The sequence below is a fragment of the Enterococcus hermanniensis genome (genome assembly GCF_001885945.1).
Lineage (GTDB): Bacteria > Bacillota > Bacilli > Lactobacillales > Enterococcaceae > Enterococcus_A > Enterococcus_A hermanniensis.
Map to the genome: position 1 here is coordinate 14,142 of NZ_JXKQ01000003.1, position 16,732 is coordinate 30,873.

General features: G+C 36.1%; 19 protein-coding genes. 4 read left to right on the forward strand and 15 right to left on the reverse strand.

What is annotated here, in order from left to right:
- Positions 1 to 77: 77 nt before the first annotated feature.
- From RV04_RS04015 to RV04_RS04025, 3 genes are all read right to left on the reverse strand, one after another.
- A complete protein-coding gene (locus tag RV04_RS04015) occupies positions 78 to 1,271 on the reverse strand; it encodes a galactokinase (RefSeq protein ID WP_071857193.1) in 1,194 nt (397 codons plus the stop codon).
- Between the two features lies 1 nt (position 1,272).
- Positions 1,273 to 2,304: an aldose epimerase family protein gene (locus RV04_RS04020; protein WP_071857194.1), complete on the reverse strand. Its 1,032-nt coding sequence runs from the start codon at positions 2,302 to 2,304 to the stop codon at positions 1,273 to 1,275.
- A 326-nt stretch (positions 2,305 to 2,630) separates the two neighbouring features.
- On the reverse strand, positions 2,631 to 3,710 hold the full coding sequence (locus RV04_RS04025) for an NAD(P)/FAD-dependent oxidoreductase (RefSeq protein ID WP_071857195.1): 1,080 nt from the start codon (positions 3,708 to 3,710) through the stop codon (positions 2,631 to 2,633).
- 137 nt (positions 3,711 to 3,847) lie between these two features.
- On the opposite strand from RV04_RS04025, the gene RV04_RS04030 reads away from it, so the two are divergent.
- Positions 3,848 to 4,174: a PadR family transcriptional regulator gene (locus RV04_RS04030; protein WP_071857196.1), complete on the forward strand. Its 327-nt coding sequence runs from the start codon at positions 3,848 to 3,850 to the stop codon at positions 4,172 to 4,174.
- Between the two features lie 2 nt (positions 4,175 to 4,176).
- Entirely contained in the window at positions 4,177 to 5,130 is a 954-nt protein-coding gene (locus RV04_RS04035) for a permease prefix domain 1-containing protein (protein ID WP_071857197.1), read from the forward strand.
- A gap of 43 nt (positions 5,131 to 5,173) precedes the next feature.
- Here RV04_RS04035 and RV04_RS13175 read toward each other — a convergent pair whose 3' ends face one another.
- The 6 genes from RV04_RS13175 to RV04_RS04060 all read right to left on the reverse strand — a co-directional run bounded on the left by RV04_RS13175 (position 5,174) and on the right by RV04_RS04060 (position 9,311).
- Complete coding sequence (locus RV04_RS13175; RefSeq protein WP_169818181.1) at positions 5,174 to 5,332, reverse strand: hypothetical protein; 159 nt, start codon at positions 5,330 to 5,332, stop codon at positions 5,174 to 5,176.
- Positions 5,329 to 5,913, reverse strand: a complete 585-nt coding sequence (locus tag RV04_RS04040) for a DUF1700 domain-containing protein (protein ID WP_071857198.1) — start codon at positions 5,911 to 5,913, stop codon at positions 5,329 to 5,331. Before RV04_RS04040 ends, RV04_RS13175 begins: the two co-directional genes overlap by 4 nt.
- Entirely contained in the window at positions 5,910 to 6,224 is a 315-nt protein-coding gene (locus RV04_RS04045) for a PadR family transcriptional regulator (RefSeq protein ID WP_071857199.1), read from the reverse strand. The genes RV04_RS04040 and RV04_RS04045 overlap by 4 nt, the downstream gene beginning before the upstream one ends.
- Before the next feature lie 108 nt (positions 6,225 to 6,332).
- A complete protein-coding gene (locus RV04_RS04050) occupies positions 6,333 to 7,283 on the reverse strand; it encodes a DNA/RNA non-specific endonuclease (protein ID WP_071857200.1) in 951 nt (316 codons plus the stop codon).
- Positions 7,284 to 7,305: 22 nt separating this feature from the next.
- The gene (locus tag RV04_RS04055; protein ID WP_071857201.1) at positions 7,306 to 7,575 is read right to left on the reverse strand and encodes a hypothetical protein; all 270 of its coding nucleotides are present in this window, start codon (positions 7,573 to 7,575) and stop codon (positions 7,306 to 7,308) included.
- A gap of 164 nt (positions 7,576 to 7,739) precedes the next feature.
- Complete coding sequence (locus RV04_RS04060; protein ID WP_071857202.1) at positions 7,740 to 9,311, reverse strand: Nramp family divalent metal transporter; 1,572 nt, start codon at positions 9,309 to 9,311, stop codon at positions 7,740 to 7,742.
- Positions 9,312 to 9,472: 161 nt separating this feature from the next.
- Between RV04_RS04060 and RV04_RS04065 the strand changes: the two genes are divergently transcribed.
- On the forward strand, positions 9,473 to 9,922 hold the full coding sequence (locus RV04_RS04065) for a hypothetical protein (protein WP_071857203.1): 450 nt from the start codon (positions 9,473 to 9,475) through the stop codon (positions 9,920 to 9,922).
- A gap of 30 nt (positions 9,923 to 9,952) precedes the next feature.
- On the opposite strand, the gene RV04_RS04070 is transcribed toward RV04_RS04065, so the two are convergent.
- From RV04_RS04070 to RV04_RS04085, 5 genes are all read right to left on the reverse strand, one after another.
- Positions 9,953 to 11,482, reverse strand: coding sequence for an ABC-F family ATP-binding cassette domain-containing protein (locus RV04_RS04070; RefSeq protein WP_071857204.1), 1,530 nt, complete (start codon positions 11,480 to 11,482; stop codon positions 9,953 to 9,955).
- Positions 11,483 to 11,949: 467 nt separating this feature from the next.
- Positions 11,950 to 12,096, reverse strand: a complete 147-nt coding sequence (locus tag RV04_RS13180; protein WP_169818182.1) for a hypothetical protein — start codon at positions 12,094 to 12,096, stop codon at positions 11,950 to 11,952.
- A gap of 176 nt (positions 12,097 to 12,272) precedes the next feature.
- Positions 12,273 to 12,821, reverse strand: a complete 549-nt coding sequence (locus RV04_RS04075) for an ECF transporter S component (RefSeq protein ID WP_071857205.1) — start codon at positions 12,819 to 12,821, stop codon at positions 12,273 to 12,275.
- Positions 12,811 to 13,629 (reverse strand): bifunctional hydroxymethylpyrimidine kinase/phosphomethylpyrimidine kinase, encoded by an 819-nt coding sequence (gene thiD, locus RV04_RS04080; protein WP_071857206.1) that lies wholly within the window; start codon positions 13,627 to 13,629, stop codon positions 12,811 to 12,813. Before thiD ends, RV04_RS04075 begins: the two co-directional genes overlap by 11 nt.
- A gap of 110 nt (positions 13,630 to 13,739) precedes the next feature.
- Positions 13,740 to 14,273 carry a PadR family transcriptional regulator gene (locus RV04_RS04085; protein ID WP_071857439.1) on the reverse strand — a complete coding sequence of 178 codons (534 nt, stop codon included), beginning with the start codon at positions 14,271 to 14,273 and terminating at the stop codon, positions 13,740 to 13,742.
- A 111-nt stretch (positions 14,274 to 14,384) separates the two neighbouring features.
- Here RV04_RS04085 and RV04_RS04090 point away from each other — a divergent pair, with 111 nt between their 5' ends.
- A complete protein-coding gene (locus RV04_RS04090; RefSeq protein WP_211271172.1) occupies positions 14,385 to 14,918 on the forward strand; it encodes a phenolic acid decarboxylase in 534 nt (177 codons plus the stop codon).
- 34 nt (positions 14,919 to 14,952) lie between these two features.
- Here RV04_RS04090 and aspD read toward each other — a convergent pair whose 3' ends face one another.
- Positions 14,953 to 16,548, reverse strand: coding sequence for an aspartate 4-decarboxylase (aspD, locus tag RV04_RS04095; RefSeq protein WP_071857208.1), 1,596 nt, complete (start codon positions 16,546 to 16,548; stop codon positions 14,953 to 14,955).
- Positions 16,549 to 16,732: the final 184 nt, after the last annotated feature.

Here is a 16,732-nt window from a genome sequence, read left to right on the forward strand (position 1 = left end):
AGCGAATAATGTTTATTTATTCTAACATAAAGATTCAGAATTTTTTGAATAGCGATACACGATTCGAGAAGAATAATTTAAGAGTTAGAATATTCCCCGTCTTTATCTATTTTTTGGGTTCCTGGTCCAATATGGGCGACATAAAATTCGGGAGCATAGCCAATTGCCTGCTTGTAAATATCGTGTACGGTTTTTTTGAATGTTGGAATAGTCGTTTCTTTCACTAAAGCGATCGCACAACCACCAAAACCAGCTCCAGTCATCCGAGCACCTAGAACATCTGGTTGCTTTTGTGCGGCATCAACTAAAGTGTCCAATTCTATTCCAGTTACTTCATAGTCGAAACGAAGTGAATGGTGAGAGGCATTCAATAGTTTTCCAAAAGCGGTCAAATTTCCTTGGACTAATTCTTTTTTTGCTAACAGGGTCCGTTGATTTTCAGTGACAGCATGACGCGCTCGACGAATGAGGGTATCATCACCAATCAATTCACGATTCTTTTCAAAAGTCTCTGTATCTAAAGCACCTAAAGAGGGAATATCCAACGTTTGTTGTAACCGGTTCAATGCTTCTTCGCATTGATTTCGACGTTCATTGTATTTTGACTCCGATAATTCTCGGCGTTTATTCGTATTCATGATGACAATGGCATAGTCATTTAATTGCACCGGCACCATTTCATAATCTAACGTATTTGTATCTAGTAAAATCGCTTGATTTTGTTCACCAAAACCAACTGCAAATTGATCCATGATGCCAGAATTTACACCAATAAATTCATTTTCTACTTTTTGACCAAGTTGAACCAGAGTCAAACGATCGATGGCTAAATTAAATAGATCTTCAAGGACCACACCAATCAAGAGTTCTAATGACGCGCTACTTGAAAGTCCAGTGCCATTTGGAATGTTTCCTTCAATCAATAAATCAAATCCATGATCGATTGAATAGCCTGCTTGTTGAACCTTCAAAATCATTCCTTTGACATAATTCGCCCAGTTGTCTTTTTTATCATAAACTAGTTGATCGATTTCAAAATTAATGACGCCAAGGTCTTCAAAATTAGTAGAATAAACCGAGACTGTTTTATCTTTTCGTGGTGTCGCTACGCCATAGGTTCCATAAGTGATAGAAGCAGGGAAGACATGACCACCATTGTAATCGGTGTGTTCTCCAATTAAATTGATGCGACCGGGCGAAAAGTAATAATTGTTTCCATTAATTCTGAAAACATCTAAAAATTTTGCTTTCAAAGTAGGATTGATTTCCATCTTAATCGACTTCTTTCATAGTTATTTTGAAGCGTGTAGTGGTTTCATAGGGCTGATTAGCTAGTAAACTAATCGAACCAAAAGTTGAAAATTGTTCTGCTCCTGGAGCTGTTTGGGTTTCAAAAGTGATTCCGCCATGATCAGCTAAATTTTTCCCATGCATCTCAGGTGTGTTTTCCCCAAAATTAGCTGTGAAAATAACGATACATGAAGCATCTGTGAAAACTTCTAACTCAATTAAACCATCTGGACTGGATAATTTAGCAGCAAGCTCTTGCAAATTTGAACTGTTCAAGAAGAAAGGATGATCGATTCCATTAAATAACACTTTTTGTTCAAAGTTACTTGAAAATACACGATCTAACGTTTTAGCAACTTGAAAATCAAAAGCTGTATCAGTTACGGTTACTTTTTCGCCAGTAGGAATACTATCGGAACGTAGTGGAGCATAGTTGCTACTATTTAACCATAACTGGTGTTGATCGATTGGTTTCGTTACATCGCCAGTCAGATTGAAATACACATGATTTGTCGGATTAAATAAGGTAGTTTGATCACTGATTGCTTTGGTGGTCAGTTCCCAAATATTCTCTTCAGTTAAAGAATAACGAACTTCGATCGTTAAATTACCAGGGAAACCATGTTCGCCATCGGGACTGATAGTAGAAAAAATAACCGAAGTGGTATCCTTATTTTCCTCAATATGGTAAGCCCATTTTTTTGATTCAAAGCCAGGTTTGCCACCATGCAAACAGTGCCCGGTTAAAGGATCTGTTGTTACTTGATAATTTCTTTCCTCCAATGAAAAGTGACCGTTTTCAATTCTTCCCGCGATACGACCAACCATAGCGCCAATATATGGATCTTTTTCTAAGTATTCTGTTGCAGAATCAAACCCTAATACTAATTCTCTTGCGTTTCCTAAGCTGACGATACGAGCACCTAGGTCAGTTACGGACAAATGGAAACCGGATTCATTTTCAATTGTGATCAAACGATATCCGTGCCCAAAATCTTTTTCTGTAATATGCATCCAAAAACCTCTCTCTTGTGTTAAATAATCTTCTCATAATGATTTTAACGATTAAAAGGATCGGTGACAAGAAACAACTGATCGATAATCGAAGGATTAAGGATAAAATGATTTTAACAAGAAAAATCTTAAACGAGAATAAGGAGAAGTAGACTATTTAAATTGTTGGATTGCCTATGAATCAAGAAAAGACTAAAAAGATAGTCCGCTTCTAAAAAGAATGAGCCATCATCAGAACGAAGCAAGCAAAAATTATATTAATATTTTTAGCTAAAGTGATTGGTAAATAGCATAATAAATACTTATATAAAAGAAGCAGCACTGGATCAACTATCCAACGCTGCTTCTTTTATATAAGTGGCTAATTCATTTTGATAGATTGCCCAATTTTTTTGACCTGTATTTAAATAGTGTGCTAATAAGTAGCCAATGTAAGGACCGGTAGTCAATCCAGAAGAGCCTAAACCGCTAGCCACTAACAATTGTTCATTTAATTGGCCGAAGAAAGGCGCAAAATCTGATGTATAGGCTCGGGAGCCCACTCGGACATGATACGGTTGATTAAATAAACGCTGTGGATCTGCTAAGAATTTTTCTGCACTCTGTGTCAGTTGAGTAAATGCTTCTCTTGTTGGTTCGAGATTCCAAGCAGCATCGTTTTCATGGGTAGCTCCTAATAAGATTTTACCATTCATAAAAGGGATCAAGTCTGCTTCACCATCGAGCATCGCTACAGGATAGTTGCTACTCATTTTAATGGATGTATCAAAGACCAATAGCTGACCTTTTTGGGGGCGCAGATCGACTTTGTAGCCTAAGGGAGCTAATAAATTTTTCAAGTGTGGCCCAGCAGTCAAAATAATTTGATCAAATTCTTCCAGTTGTTCTGGCAAGGATACACGTTTCTTGATCAGGGTGAGGCCTTTTTTTTCAGCTAAATTTTTTAAATGTGCTAAATAGGCCTTACCGTCTAAACGACCGCCACCACTGATTTTAATCGAAGGCAGCGCCTTTAGTAAGGGGAGCTCTAATTGCGTTTGCTCGCCGGATAATTTTTCGATCTGACCTAATTCTGGGGCGGATAATTTACGTTGTTCAGCTAAATCAATCAGATCATCTAACTTTTCTGCTGGTCGGATAATCAGCGTGCCACTTTTTTGATAAATTGTATCATCTAGCTGGAAGTCCTGAATCAATTTAGGAAAAAAAGCTGCACCATCTTTTGCAAGCTGATACCATTTTTGGTTTCTTCGTTTTGAAAGCCAAGGTGAGATGATTCCCGCACTAGCACTGGTTGCTTGTCCTGTAGGCTCGTCAAACAAGGTGACATTATATTTATTTGTATCTAAATAATTAGCTAACGTCATTCCAATAATTCCGCCGCCAATAATCGCAATTTTTTTCAATCTATTCACTTCTTTCTTTAATAGATTTTGCCATAATCATAAATACATTTCAAATAAGTACTTTTTTACTTTACCTGTCGTAGTAATTGTCGTACAATGATTACAACGACAGATGAAGTAATCTAGGAGGTGACAAAATGATTTCAAGCGATGGAATTCGCGGATACAATGATGTCATCATTTTGTCGGTATTGAAGGAGGGCGACTCATATGGTTACGCAGTTTCCCAGAAAATTCGTGATATAAGTGAAGAAATCTATGTTATTAAAGAAACCACATTATATTCTGCCTTTAATCGATTAGAGAAAAATGGCTACATACAGTCATATCCGGGAGAAGTTACCCACGGGAAAAAAAGGACCTATTATCATATAACAGATGAGGGTCTTCACTTTTTAATTGAAAAGAAAAATGAATGGCAACAGACCAAAAAAGTAGTGAATCGATTTATGAAAGAAGGGTAAATATGGATACAATCAAAAATTATTTAGCTACATTATTTCTTGAATTTCCTAATACGCCAGAAGTACAGCGAGCAAAACAGGAAATTTTGACTATAATGGAAGATCATTATTTGGCGTTGATCGAGGAAGGCAAAAGTGAACATGAAGCGATCGGCCAAGTAATCAGTGAGTTTGGTTCGGTGGATGAATTACGTGAAATGTTACAAGTTGAGGAATCTTCAGAGCCAGAACCCGAACCTGAAAATGAGATTGAAGAATCAGAAATGATTATGTATTTATCTCACCGTAGGAAAGATACATTGGGATTAGGATTAGGAATCAGCGGCTGTTTATTGGCTGTGGGTGTCTTAATCGGGCTTAGTATTCATGGAGCAGAAATGCTTGGATTACTATTGTTCTTTGTGTTATTAGCAGTTAGTGTAGGCTTTATTATTTATAATGGGATGCAATTATCTAAAAACGGGGCTATTTTGAATGATCGGTATGTTTCATCGAATTTGGGTCGAGTAGCGACGAAAATGAAAAATGAGTACCAAAAAAGTTTTCAAATCAGCTTGGTTTTCGGAATATGCTTATGCGTCTTAAGTATTGCACCTATTCTATTTTTCCAGATGTTTACTTATGCTGAATATGGTATTCCAGTAATGTTTTTCTTTTTAGCAATTGGGGTATTTTTGATTATTTATGGCAGTGTCAATTACACGAGCTTTGATAAATTTATCGATGCGAAGTATTTTATTGCAGATGAAGATGAACCCGGCCCAAAAGCTATGTATGAAAAATATGGAGCGGCTGCGCCTAGCAAACACTTGCTCGCTCGAATTTATTGGCCGATGGTTACCTTAATCTATTTTGGTTGGTCTTTTCTAACTGGATCATGGGGTTCCAGCTGGATAATTTTTATTTTGGCAGGAATCATGTACAGTGTTTTAGAGGCAATTTTTATAAAAAAGTAGCATAAAAAATACGCAGCCTTTTAGTATAAGGTTGCGTATTTTTTTAACGCTCGATATGGATAACGTTGTACCAATGATTTTGATCATAATTTAAATAGCGATCAGTTGAAAAACCAGATAATGTATAACCAATCAATGTGAAAAGCAGTCCTGCTCCGATCAGGTACATAGCAATTTTAGGAATTAAATATTTAGCGCTCATAGTTCCACAACTTTTCGTTGAAAAATATTTCGGCGAATAATAGTCATCAACCATTGATGCATATCAATAAAAATAGCACTAAATTTATAAGTGACCCACATACAGAGTAAGCCGAAACCAAAGAGTAACATCCCCATTCCTAATTGAGTGAGGCCCATGAACATGGAGTCAAACAAAACAAAAGGACTTGTAAAGGCCGCGATAGCACCACCGATGAGTGTTCCAGCAGCTAAGCAAGCACCTGTGAAAGGAAGACACCAAATAAGAAGATCGAGGCTAAGTAATAATAAAAAAATAGCCAGAGCGATACTGCCCCATAAAGGGAAACCTAAAATTAATAAAATGATCCATAGCCAGTGAAGTCTTTTGGGAACTTTTACTTCTTGAGGAATCCCAGCTGCTTCAAGAGCCAATTCTTTTGGATTGCCCAATTTTGCTACTGCAGCTTGCTCAGAGTATCCATCCTCCATCAAATCTAAAATCATTTCATCGTAATATTCGATCAATCGATGAACTTCACTCGGTCGGACTTCATAAGCTAAATAATTGCTCAATTCTTTGATAAATTCAATTCGATTCATTTTTTTACACTCCTTTTGATATACTGATGAACAGCTTCGACTTCGTTCCACTCCGTTAAAAAATTTTCGATACTGCGCAACCCAATTTCTGTGAGATGATAATATTTCCGTAACCGTCCGTTGTGAATTTTAGAATAAGTGGTCACTTTTTTATTATTTTCCAAACGTTTCAAGATGGGGTACAAGGTTGATTCCGTTAGCTCGATTTGAGAAGGAATTTCTTTGATAATTTGATACCCATAAGAATCAACATCGATCAAGGAGGCTAAAACACAATATTCAATCATTCCTTTTTTTAATTGACTATCCAATAACAACACCTCTTTATACCTCATACTATACATTACATAGTATAAAGAAAAAATAGGACTTAAGGCCGATAAAAAAACTCCTTGAAATTATTTCAAGGAGTTTACGATTTATTTTGCTGCGCGATAACCAGCTTTTTTAGCTTCTTCTACTGTTTTGAACATCTCTTTTGGATTGGTCGTTTTATCGTAGTATTTACTACCTGGTAAATGATAGACACCACTGTTAGAACCTTTAATCAATCCATTGCCATTACTATCGACATATTCTTGATTAGTCGTTGAAGTACTACTGTTGATTGTTTCTGTAGTCGATGTTTTTGAGGTTACTTGTTGGGTATTTTTTGTGGTTGTACTTGTACCATCGGCATAATTCAGCGTAACTCCATCTTCAACATTGAAGATATAAACGTTAAATTGGATATCGTTACTATCAATCGATTGAGCCATCATATGGACACCGCGAGCTAAAAGTTCATCTCCACGAAAAATAGGAGTAACTGAATAGCGTACATAATTTTTAGCACTCTTTTCTAAGTAATATTTAACATCCATTTCAAAACGTAGCATTTCGGGACTATTCAATTGGCGTGTTCCAGTAATCAAATTCTTCCAATTCGCATTTTCACCGGTCAGTTGATAGCCAATCAAATGAGATCGATTGAACAAGTATTGCCCATTTACTTTTTTGCTATGCCACCCTGTTGGTGTAACACTCGAGATTTCACCACGTTTTCCAGTAGGCATTAATTTTTTATTTAAAAGTGCTTCTGCACCAGTAGCACGATTCAAATTATCCAAATCATTATATGTTTCCCAAGGACCATTAGCGGTAGAAAGGTCTGACTGAGAAAAAGTTGGTTTATTTTGATTGATTTCGATTGTTTGTGTGCCATCATAATTCAGATTTGCTAAATCTTGTTGAGCCGAAATAGTTTGGGTTTGTTTTGTTGTTGAAGATGAGGTGTTTTGCGATGATTCGTTCGTGTGTTTCGCTGAACACGCAGCGAAACTAGCTACTGCGATAACAAGTACAGCAACTAGTTTAATTTTTTTTAACAAGGGTACTGCTCCTATTCATTTATTATTCAGGTGCGCCAATGATTTTGATGTATTCATCTGGATTCATAATTTCAAAATGTTTAGCGACTAATTGATTGCGTTTGTTCCGTCGTCCCATAATGTGGATCATATATTTGTTTTCAGGGAGACGAAAAACATAGCTAGAGAGATACCGATCTTTGATCAAGACCTCAGTTTTACTTTCTCCATCGCTCATGATTAATAAAGACATCATTATAGGTTTTTCCTGTAATAAAATCGTCTTTTCCAATAAACCGCGATATTCTTCCAAAAAATCACTTCCTTTAAGCTCTGTAAATTGATTTTAGCATTTTTAACTGATAAATGCTCTGATTAAGGAAAAACTCCTGTTAATTTTTGTAAGCTAGAAGAGATTAGGGCTTATTTATCTTATAAAATTGAAAAGGCAGAAATCAAATCGATTTCTGCCTTTTATTATTCAGATAGATCTTCATCTAATTTTTTGGTTTCAAGTGCTACACGTTTATTTCCGCGATAAAGATCCATGATCGTCCAGGCTAATAGAGCGAGAACGGCTACAATTAATATATAAGCAATCGTATCAGCAGTATTAATTTCTAAAGCAGTAGGATGATCCCCGAAAAATCCTTCAATTTGGCTAGGTAAGCCAATCAAATTCAAATAAGTTAGACCAATGACTGAAATCCATCCAAGTAATTGAACGATCCGATTATTTCTAAAACGTTCACCCATTTCTACTTTGCTATTGGTCATCATTAGAAGAGGTAGCATAGAGAAGGGAAGAGCAAAAGCTAAGAAAACTTGCGAATTGTTCATTAAATTGTTCAAGGCTTCATGTTCTTCGATAACCGTACTTCCACGAGTAAGCAAGACACAAATAAGTACTGGAACTACTGAGATCAATCGAGTGACTAGTCGGCGAAGCCAGATAGGCATCCGCATATGAATGAAGCCTTCCATAATTACTTGTCCCGTTAACGTACCAGTAATCGTAGAGTTTTGACCAGATGCTAAAAGAGCGACTGCGAAGAGGGTAGATAAAGCTCCCGTTTTCGCAACATTCATCAAAATTCCATTACTCATTGTCGCGGGGTTTGATAAAGCTTCGTATAAACCAAAGAATGAAGGATCTTTTACAGTGCCGGTTTTAAAAACAGCTACTCCCATGATCAATAATAAAGCATTGACTAAGAAGGCTAAAGATAATTGAATATTCGAATCCCAAGTAGTAAAACGAACAGCATTTGCGACATCCTCTTCATCGGAATGATCCACTTCTCTTGTTTGAGAAACTGCTGAATGAAGATATAAATTATGCGGCATAACGGTCGCACCGATAATCCCTAATGCACCAGTCAATGGCGTTTGACCGCCAATTGCAGGGGAATTAGCAAATGTTTCGCTCGTTGGAACGAAGCCTTTGATCACTTCACTCCAATTAGGATTAGATAAAGCTACTTGATAGATGAAAACAAAGAGAATAACAAAAATCAAACAAACGACAATTGCTTCAATTTTTCGAAAACCAATTTTTGTCAACAGCAATAATAAGAAAACATCTAACACAGTAATAAAAACGGCAATGACTAATGGAATATTAAAGAGTAAATAAAGTGCAATGGCTGCCCCAATCACCTCTGCAATATCGGTCGCCATGATGGCCAATTCTGTTAAAATCCAAAGTACGATGCCCAATGCTTTGCTTGTGCGTGCTCTGATTGCTTGTGCTAAATCCATCTGAGTGACGATACCTAATTTTGCCGCCATATACTGTAAAAGCATTGCAACTAAACTAGAAAGTAGGATTACCGACATCAATAGATATTGAAAATTTTGGCCTCCAGTGATAGAAGTGGACCAGTTTCCGGGATCCATATATCCTACAGCGACTAATGCTCCTGGTCCTGAATAAGCTAAAAGTGTTCGCCAAAAACTTTTACCTTTTGGTACTTTGATGGTTCCGTTGACTTCTTCTAATGAAAGTCCATTTGTATGTTCGAGAATGGGACCTTTTTTTGTACTCAAGTGATTCCCACCTTTCTATTTCTTTTCTACGATGTCATCATACACCCAATAATAGGAAAAAGAAAGAAAAAGATTCGGCGCGCCTAAAATTTTTAAAATGCAAAATTCTTTTAGGAATAAATTCTTTGCATTACACTGATAGAAAAGGATGAGGTGAGTCGATGAGAACTTGGTATAAACAATTAAACGGAACTTGGGAAATCAAAGGCACGACATTTCCGATGTGGTTATCTGAAAAACGAACAAAACCACGGATTACTTATAAGCAACTTGCTAAAAATTCTGTTGAATTACTAGATCTTGTCGAATATGAATCGAAAAATAAGACAAAGAAAATCAAAGGAATCGATCGTATTTCCGATAATCAATTTGTTTGGCGGGGACTCGGACCTTTAAAAATTTTAAGTAGCCGCTGGCAAGTAGTGACGATCAAAGGGGATATCTTGGTGATTCGATTTGAAAAATCATTAGTAACACCTGCTGGAATTGATGTTTTAGTTAGACAGGATGCTCAGATCCCAGATTTGATGGAACGAATCTTAGCTAATTATGAAGTCTTTGGTTTGAGTAAAATTGAAAAAAACCAACTTCAGTGGATAAATGATCAATAAAAAGGACTTCCCAAACTTGGGAAGTCCTTTTTATTGACTGATTTCGATCACTCGGTCGGTCCAATCTTGATAGAAACTTTCTTCATGGGATACGACGATGACGGTACCAGCGAAGTTTGCTAAGCTTTCACGCAAGCTATTTTTTGTACTTTGATCGATATGGTTTGTAGGTTCATCCAAAATCAATAAATTTCCCTTTTGCATAGTCATTTGACAAAGTTTTACCTTCGTTTGTTCACCCCCGCTAAGAGTGCTTAAAGGTTCTTGAGCCAATTGATTTGGTAAACCTGCTTTTGCTAAATGTTTCCGTAATTCTTTGACTGGTTCTTTAGGGAAATGATCACTTAAATATTGTAAGGGCGTTTGAAAGGGATTTTCCCATTGCAAATCTTGTTCAAAATAATTAATCGTAGTATTGGCTGGAAAATGAAATTCACCTGCCAATTTTGGAATCATACCGATAAGAGTCTTCAATAAAGTTGACTTTCCAATACCATTAAACCCACGAATTGCTACTTTTTCGCCATATCTTAATGTGATGTTGATGGGAGAAAGCAAGGGCTTTTGGTAACCAATTTCTAAATCGGTTGTTTCTAAGGCTAAGGTTGTAACGATTGGTGTATAGGGAAAATCAAATTGAGCTACTGCATTTGAAGAAGGTGGTGTTAGACGTTCGACCTTATCCAATTGTTTTTGACGACTTTTCGCCATCGTTGAACGAGAGCCCGCTTTGTATTTCCGGATGTACGCTTCTGTTTTCTCGATTTGCCGTTTTTGAGCCGCATATTGTTTCATATATGTTTCTTGGAATTGTTCTTTTTGTTTTAAGGCTTTAGTTAGATTACCCGTATATTTGGTTAATTTTCCAAATTCGATGTCTGCAATGTGCGTAGTGATTTGATTTAGAAAATCACGATCATGAGAAATCACGATGAATGTTCCAGCGAATTCTTGTAAAAATTGACTCAACCAAGCGACGTGCTCATCATCCAGGTGGTTTGTTGGTTCATCAAGGATTAACACATCGGGCTTTTCAAGTAATAATTTTGCTAAAATCAATTTAGAACGTTGGCCACCACTTAAATCTTCCAATGGTGTATCCATACCCAAAACATCTAAGCCAAGACCGCTACTCATCTCAGCAATCAATGTATCGATTTGATAAAAATCTCCTTGGTCTAATTCTGTCTGTAATCGACCCGCACGTTCCAATAATTTATCATCCATCGATTCACTGTATTCCATATATAGATCACCGATTTTTGCTTCTTTAGCAAAGTCAGCAGCATAGGCTGTTTTTAAAAAATTTTTAATTGAAAGGGTGGGATCAACTTCCACATATTGATCCAAATAACCAACGTGGATATTTTTTTGCCAAGCAATGGTGCCTTCATCGGGTAATTGTTCTCCCGTAATGATTTTAATTAAGGTACTTTTTCCAGCACCATTTTGTCCAACGAGTCCAAGGTGTTCACCCTTGTTTAAATGCAATTCTAACTCTTCATATAAAATCTTATCACCGAATTGCTGGGTGATGCCGTTTAAATCTAAGATACTCATGTTTCTCCTACTTTCTTACTTAAAACCTCATCATCTAATAAAAAAGAAGGTTAGTCAAGTAAAATCAAAGTTGAGCAGAAAATAGATAAGTAATTAAACCAAGGATAAAATTAAATAATCCTAAAAAAGAGTTTGAGAGTATATGTAAAATTTGATGGAATAAATCGAACATAAAGTCCTCCTTAGCTAAAAAGTTGATGGAACCAGTCAATCGGATAGATGGTTAGGGCGAGAGTCGCTTTAGCTAATAAATAGCTTAGTGCAAAAAAAGGAACTAATAGTTTTTTCATCATAAATTTGACCTCCTAAAGTTGTTTTTCTTAGTTTAACTGAGATCAAAATTTTAAAACATGGCTTGAAGCTAAAGAAAACGAACAGTTATGTAAGGTGGTCAAAATAAAAAAGCCTCTGCTTTATTTTTAGCAGAGGCTTTTAATTATAGGTATCCTTCATTAAGGGAACACTCCTTAAGCAGATTTTTTTAAATCATCAATTGCTTGTTCAATCGTAATCCCACTACCTTGATGTTTTGTATCTGTTGAATAAACGATGAAAATATTTTCATCTAAATCAAATGTTACACGATAATCCATTTTCTTATCAAAAAATGTCATAAGCTTGCTCCTTTCACAAATAATAATCAGGTACATAAAAAATTATATCATATTAAAAAATAATAATAAAATAAAAATATATAGATTAAATTTTAATAAGCAAAAAACAAGCAGCTAAATCATCGTGACTTAGCTGCTTGTTTTTTTTGCCCCTGCCAAGGATCTTTAGTATAACATTAAAGTGGTTGATTATGAAAAATTCTTCCCATTGCATGTCTTAGAGGGAAGAAGACTAAACTTACAATTAAAATAGTTGAAAAAATGTTGATTACAGTTGCAGGCATTGTTGCCATTGCAGCAAAGAAAGCAGGTTTTAATTGTGCTCCAGCAATGAGTCCCATCGCAGTTGCTTTAATAACCGACATAATAAATTTTGCGATACCTGCACAAATACCGATCAGCACGATTTGATAAATCTTAGTAGGTTTTCTTTTGAACAGAATAAATGCTAAAAAGGCAGCTGCACCAACGACGAAACTTTCAACTAAAAAGTAGGGAGCTTCGGTGGCATAACCATTTAAAATATCAAAAATGAAAAAGCCGATTCCTCCAGCTAATGCGCCTTGCCAATAACCAATCAGCAAAACGCCTAGTAAGACGACGGCATTTCCAAAGTGGATAAAAGCACCGGTTGGTAAGGGGATCTTGATCATGGTACCAATAAATGTCAATGCCGCAAAAAGGGCGATCAATACAAGATTTTGGATTTTATTGTCATTGGTCATTTGAAAACTCCATTCTATTTTCTCCATGCGTGTAGGCACCATGCCAAACATGACCCACATATGGATTGATTTGTTCTCCTAGCTTGATAGCAGCTTGAACGAAATCGATTGCTCGCTGAATGGCTTGATCGGTTGTTGCTCCTTTAGCGATCCCCGCCGTAATTGCTGCGGCAAAAGTACAGCCAGCTCCATGATTATAAGGAGTATTGATAACTTGATGCCGATAGGTTTGAAACGTTGAACCATCATAATGAAGGTCAAGTGTTTCTGTTGGATTTAATCGAGCACCACCTTTAATGACAACGTGTTTTGGTCCTAATAAAGCTATTTTTTGGGCCGCTTTTTTCATTTGTTGTTCAGAAGACAACTCACCAAGTTCTGATAGAATACCCGCTTCACGTAAGTTTGGCGTTGTTACTAATGCTTTTGGTAGTATTTTTTTTTGCAATGCTTGAACTTGCTGATTACCAATAAAGTCTTGAGTGCCTTTTCCGCCAATAACGGGATCGACGATCAATGGCGTAGCAACGGGGAGGTGACTACTAATGAGTTCGATTATTTCTTGGGTGGGTAATAGCCCTGTTTTGATGGCATCGATGGAACCAGCAAAGACAGAAGCTAATTGTTCTTGCAACCAATCAATTGGTAATACTCTTAAATGATGACTTCCTGTCGCGGGATTTAAATTTACAATGGAAGTAATTGCTGCAAGTCCGAATGTTCCATATTCTTGAAACGTTTTTAAATCCGCCTCTAAACCGCCCCCACCAGTAGCGTCAGATCCGGCAATCGTCACAACTTTTTTCATTTTATTCACCTCAAGGCTTTCATTTTTAATAAGCATAGCTGTTAATGTATGATTTTTAAACTGCCAATTGGCTTTATTTTAAATCCGCCAATTTGAACAATAAAAAGGGGTTAGTCATTTTTCAAGCATTCTAACCATTTTAAATATTCTTCTTCGCGATGGATGGCATGCATCAAAATCAAATAATGCCCATAATTTTCTTGGATTTCTTCTTCTGAAAACACTATTTGTTTCCTTTGTTTTAAGTGCTCTAATTTTTTTGAGTGTAATTCCATCTGCTGTTGAATCATCTCGGGTAAACGTTCATCATCCATGCTTTTAATAAAATAAAGCTTTAACACAAATTCATCTTTGTTTACAGGGAGGTCAACTAAGGGTTCTTTTAACCATTCATTCAAGACTTGTTTTCCGTCTTTAGTTAGAGAATAAACTTTTTTTTCTAATTTAGTACCAACAACTTCGGTTTGGAAAGCAATCATGTTTTTTTGAGTTAATTTAGAAAGTTCAGGATAGATTTGGCTATGTTTTGCTTGCCAAAATTCACCAATTTCTGTTGTGAAAGCATTTTTTATCTCGTAGCCTGTATTTGTTTCATTTTGGATCATTCCTAAAATAATATATTGCAAAATATTTTTTTGAGCGATTTTAAACACGTCCCTTGACATTCATTAAAAAATATTCTAACATAATCACGTAATCAAAAACATGTAATTAATTACATGTATATATTAATTTAATTTATTGGAGGAATCATCATGAAAAAATTTAAAACTTTAGCAGATTTTGTCGGAACACATTTTATTTATACATATGATAATGGTTGGGAATATGAATGGTACGCAAAAAATGATCATACAGTTGATTACCGTATCCATGGCGGAATGGTTGCAGGTCGTTGGGTTAAAGATCAAGAAGTTCAAATGGATATGTTAACTGAAGGTGTCTATAAAATTACTTGGACCGAACCTACTGGTACAGATGTCGCTTTGGATTTCCTACCTAATGAACAAAAATTACATGGAACAATTTTCTTCCCTAAATGGGTGGAAGAACATCCTGAAATTACCGTTACTTTCCAAAATGAACATATTGATGAAATGTTAGCGGCTAGAGAAAAATATGAAACTTATCCAAAATTAGTTGTTCCAGAATTTGCTAAAATTACTTATATGGGTGAAGCTGGGGTAGACAATGAGGATGCTATCAGCGAAGCCCCTTACGAAGGAATGCCAGAAGATATTCGGACAGGAAAATATTTTGACGAAAATTATCGTCGTATCAATAAATAAAAAAATCTCCCTTCTATTAAGAAGGGAGATTTTTTTATTTTGTTTTCATCCATTGATCACGGATGCTATCTGTTAGACGGATAATTCGTTTTCCTACTTCAGGATATTGATTTGTTGCTAAGTTTGCCAATGATACACGAACGGCCCATTCGCTACTACCGAAAGCATTTGCTTTTAGTAACATCAATTGTTCTTTCTCAGCTAACGACGTTAAGACTTTTGTTACAGTCCATTTATTTTTTAGGTAGTCGGCAAAAGCATTTCCGTAACGTTTACGGCTCCAATCCTCATAGTTGATTTCACAATAATAGGCGGTATCTAGATCTTCTAGTGGTTCTTGTAGCCCTAATGTGTGGAATAATAATTTTTCGCGTTGTCGACAAATATCCATGACCTCTGCTTTATAGGCTTGACCTTCATCTAAGAGACTGTATAGGCTAAACATCACCATCATCACTTGTTGAGGGGCAGATAAACCAGAAGCGTGATTTAATGCAACATCACGACTGTCAGCTACGATTCGATCAATAAAAGTAATTGTGGTTGGATCAGCAGTTAAAGAAGCATAGCGTTCATTTAATTGCTCGATATTTTCTTTAGGTAAATTAGCAATCAATTCGTCAAATAAATTGTGTTTAGCAACAGCAATCGTGCCAACACGCCAGCCTGTGGCACCAAAATATTTTGAATACGAATAAATACAAGCAGTATTGTATGGTAATTCTGAAAAAAGCGAGGTAAAGACTGGAACAAAAGTTCCATACACATCATCTGTTAAAATCATCAATTCAGGATTATCGGTTGAAACGATATCTTTTAGCAATTCAATTGTTGGTTGTGCCAGCGCATTCGCTGTCGGATTGCTAGGGTTTACTACAAAAACAGCTTTGATATCTGAATCACGTAATTTATTGATTTCCTCATCTGGATATTGATAGGTCATCTTTCCATCAACCATTGTTTGTTTGGCTTGAACTTTGACGATTTCAAAAGCATATTTTGGTAGTTCAGGAATTTCAAGGTAAGGAGCGAAAGTAGGCAACATTAAAGCAATTTTGTCGCCACGATTCAATAAGAAATTGTTTAACAGTGTATCAAAGATATAACAAATACCAGCAGTTCCACCTTCAACAGCAAAAACGTCGAAAGGAATAGTACTATTTGAAAAAAGCTCTTGATTTAGATAAGATTTAATCGGTGCTTCACAGGCAGTTAGACAACGTACAGGATTCGGATAATTGTCACCGATAATATGATCTAAGATATCTGTTAACCAAAGTTCTTTAGGCATTCCCAAGAAATTATTATCGGAGAACCAGATTTTTTTTAAAAAATCAGCGCCTTTACTTGGATGATTTGCTAAAAAATCGACGAAACGTTGTCCACGTGTTGCATCGGATTGAATCATTCCAGCAGTAAGTTCACCTGTTCCATATAATGTTTCTTGCGTAGCAAATTGTCCCAATAAGAAAAATGCTTCTCGGGGGGTAGGGGCTGTCCAGTTCGGATTTCCTCGACCGGCATTCAAAAGATTAGTAACATTTTTATTTTCATGAATTTTTTGTTCCAAAAAAAGACTTAATTCGAAAGGGCTTAATTCTTCTAGGGCTTGTTCTGTAATTGTCGACACAAACACGACTCCTTTTATACTTTATTATAATCATAGTAACGAGAATAGTTTTTATTACAGCGTAAATACGCTTAAAGTTTATGAGAAAAATTCTGTAAAAATCCAAAGAAATAAGAAGCGTTTTCTTTTCTTTTAGATTAGAAAGCTGAATAGAATAGCTATTATAGCGCTTACCAAATTCTTA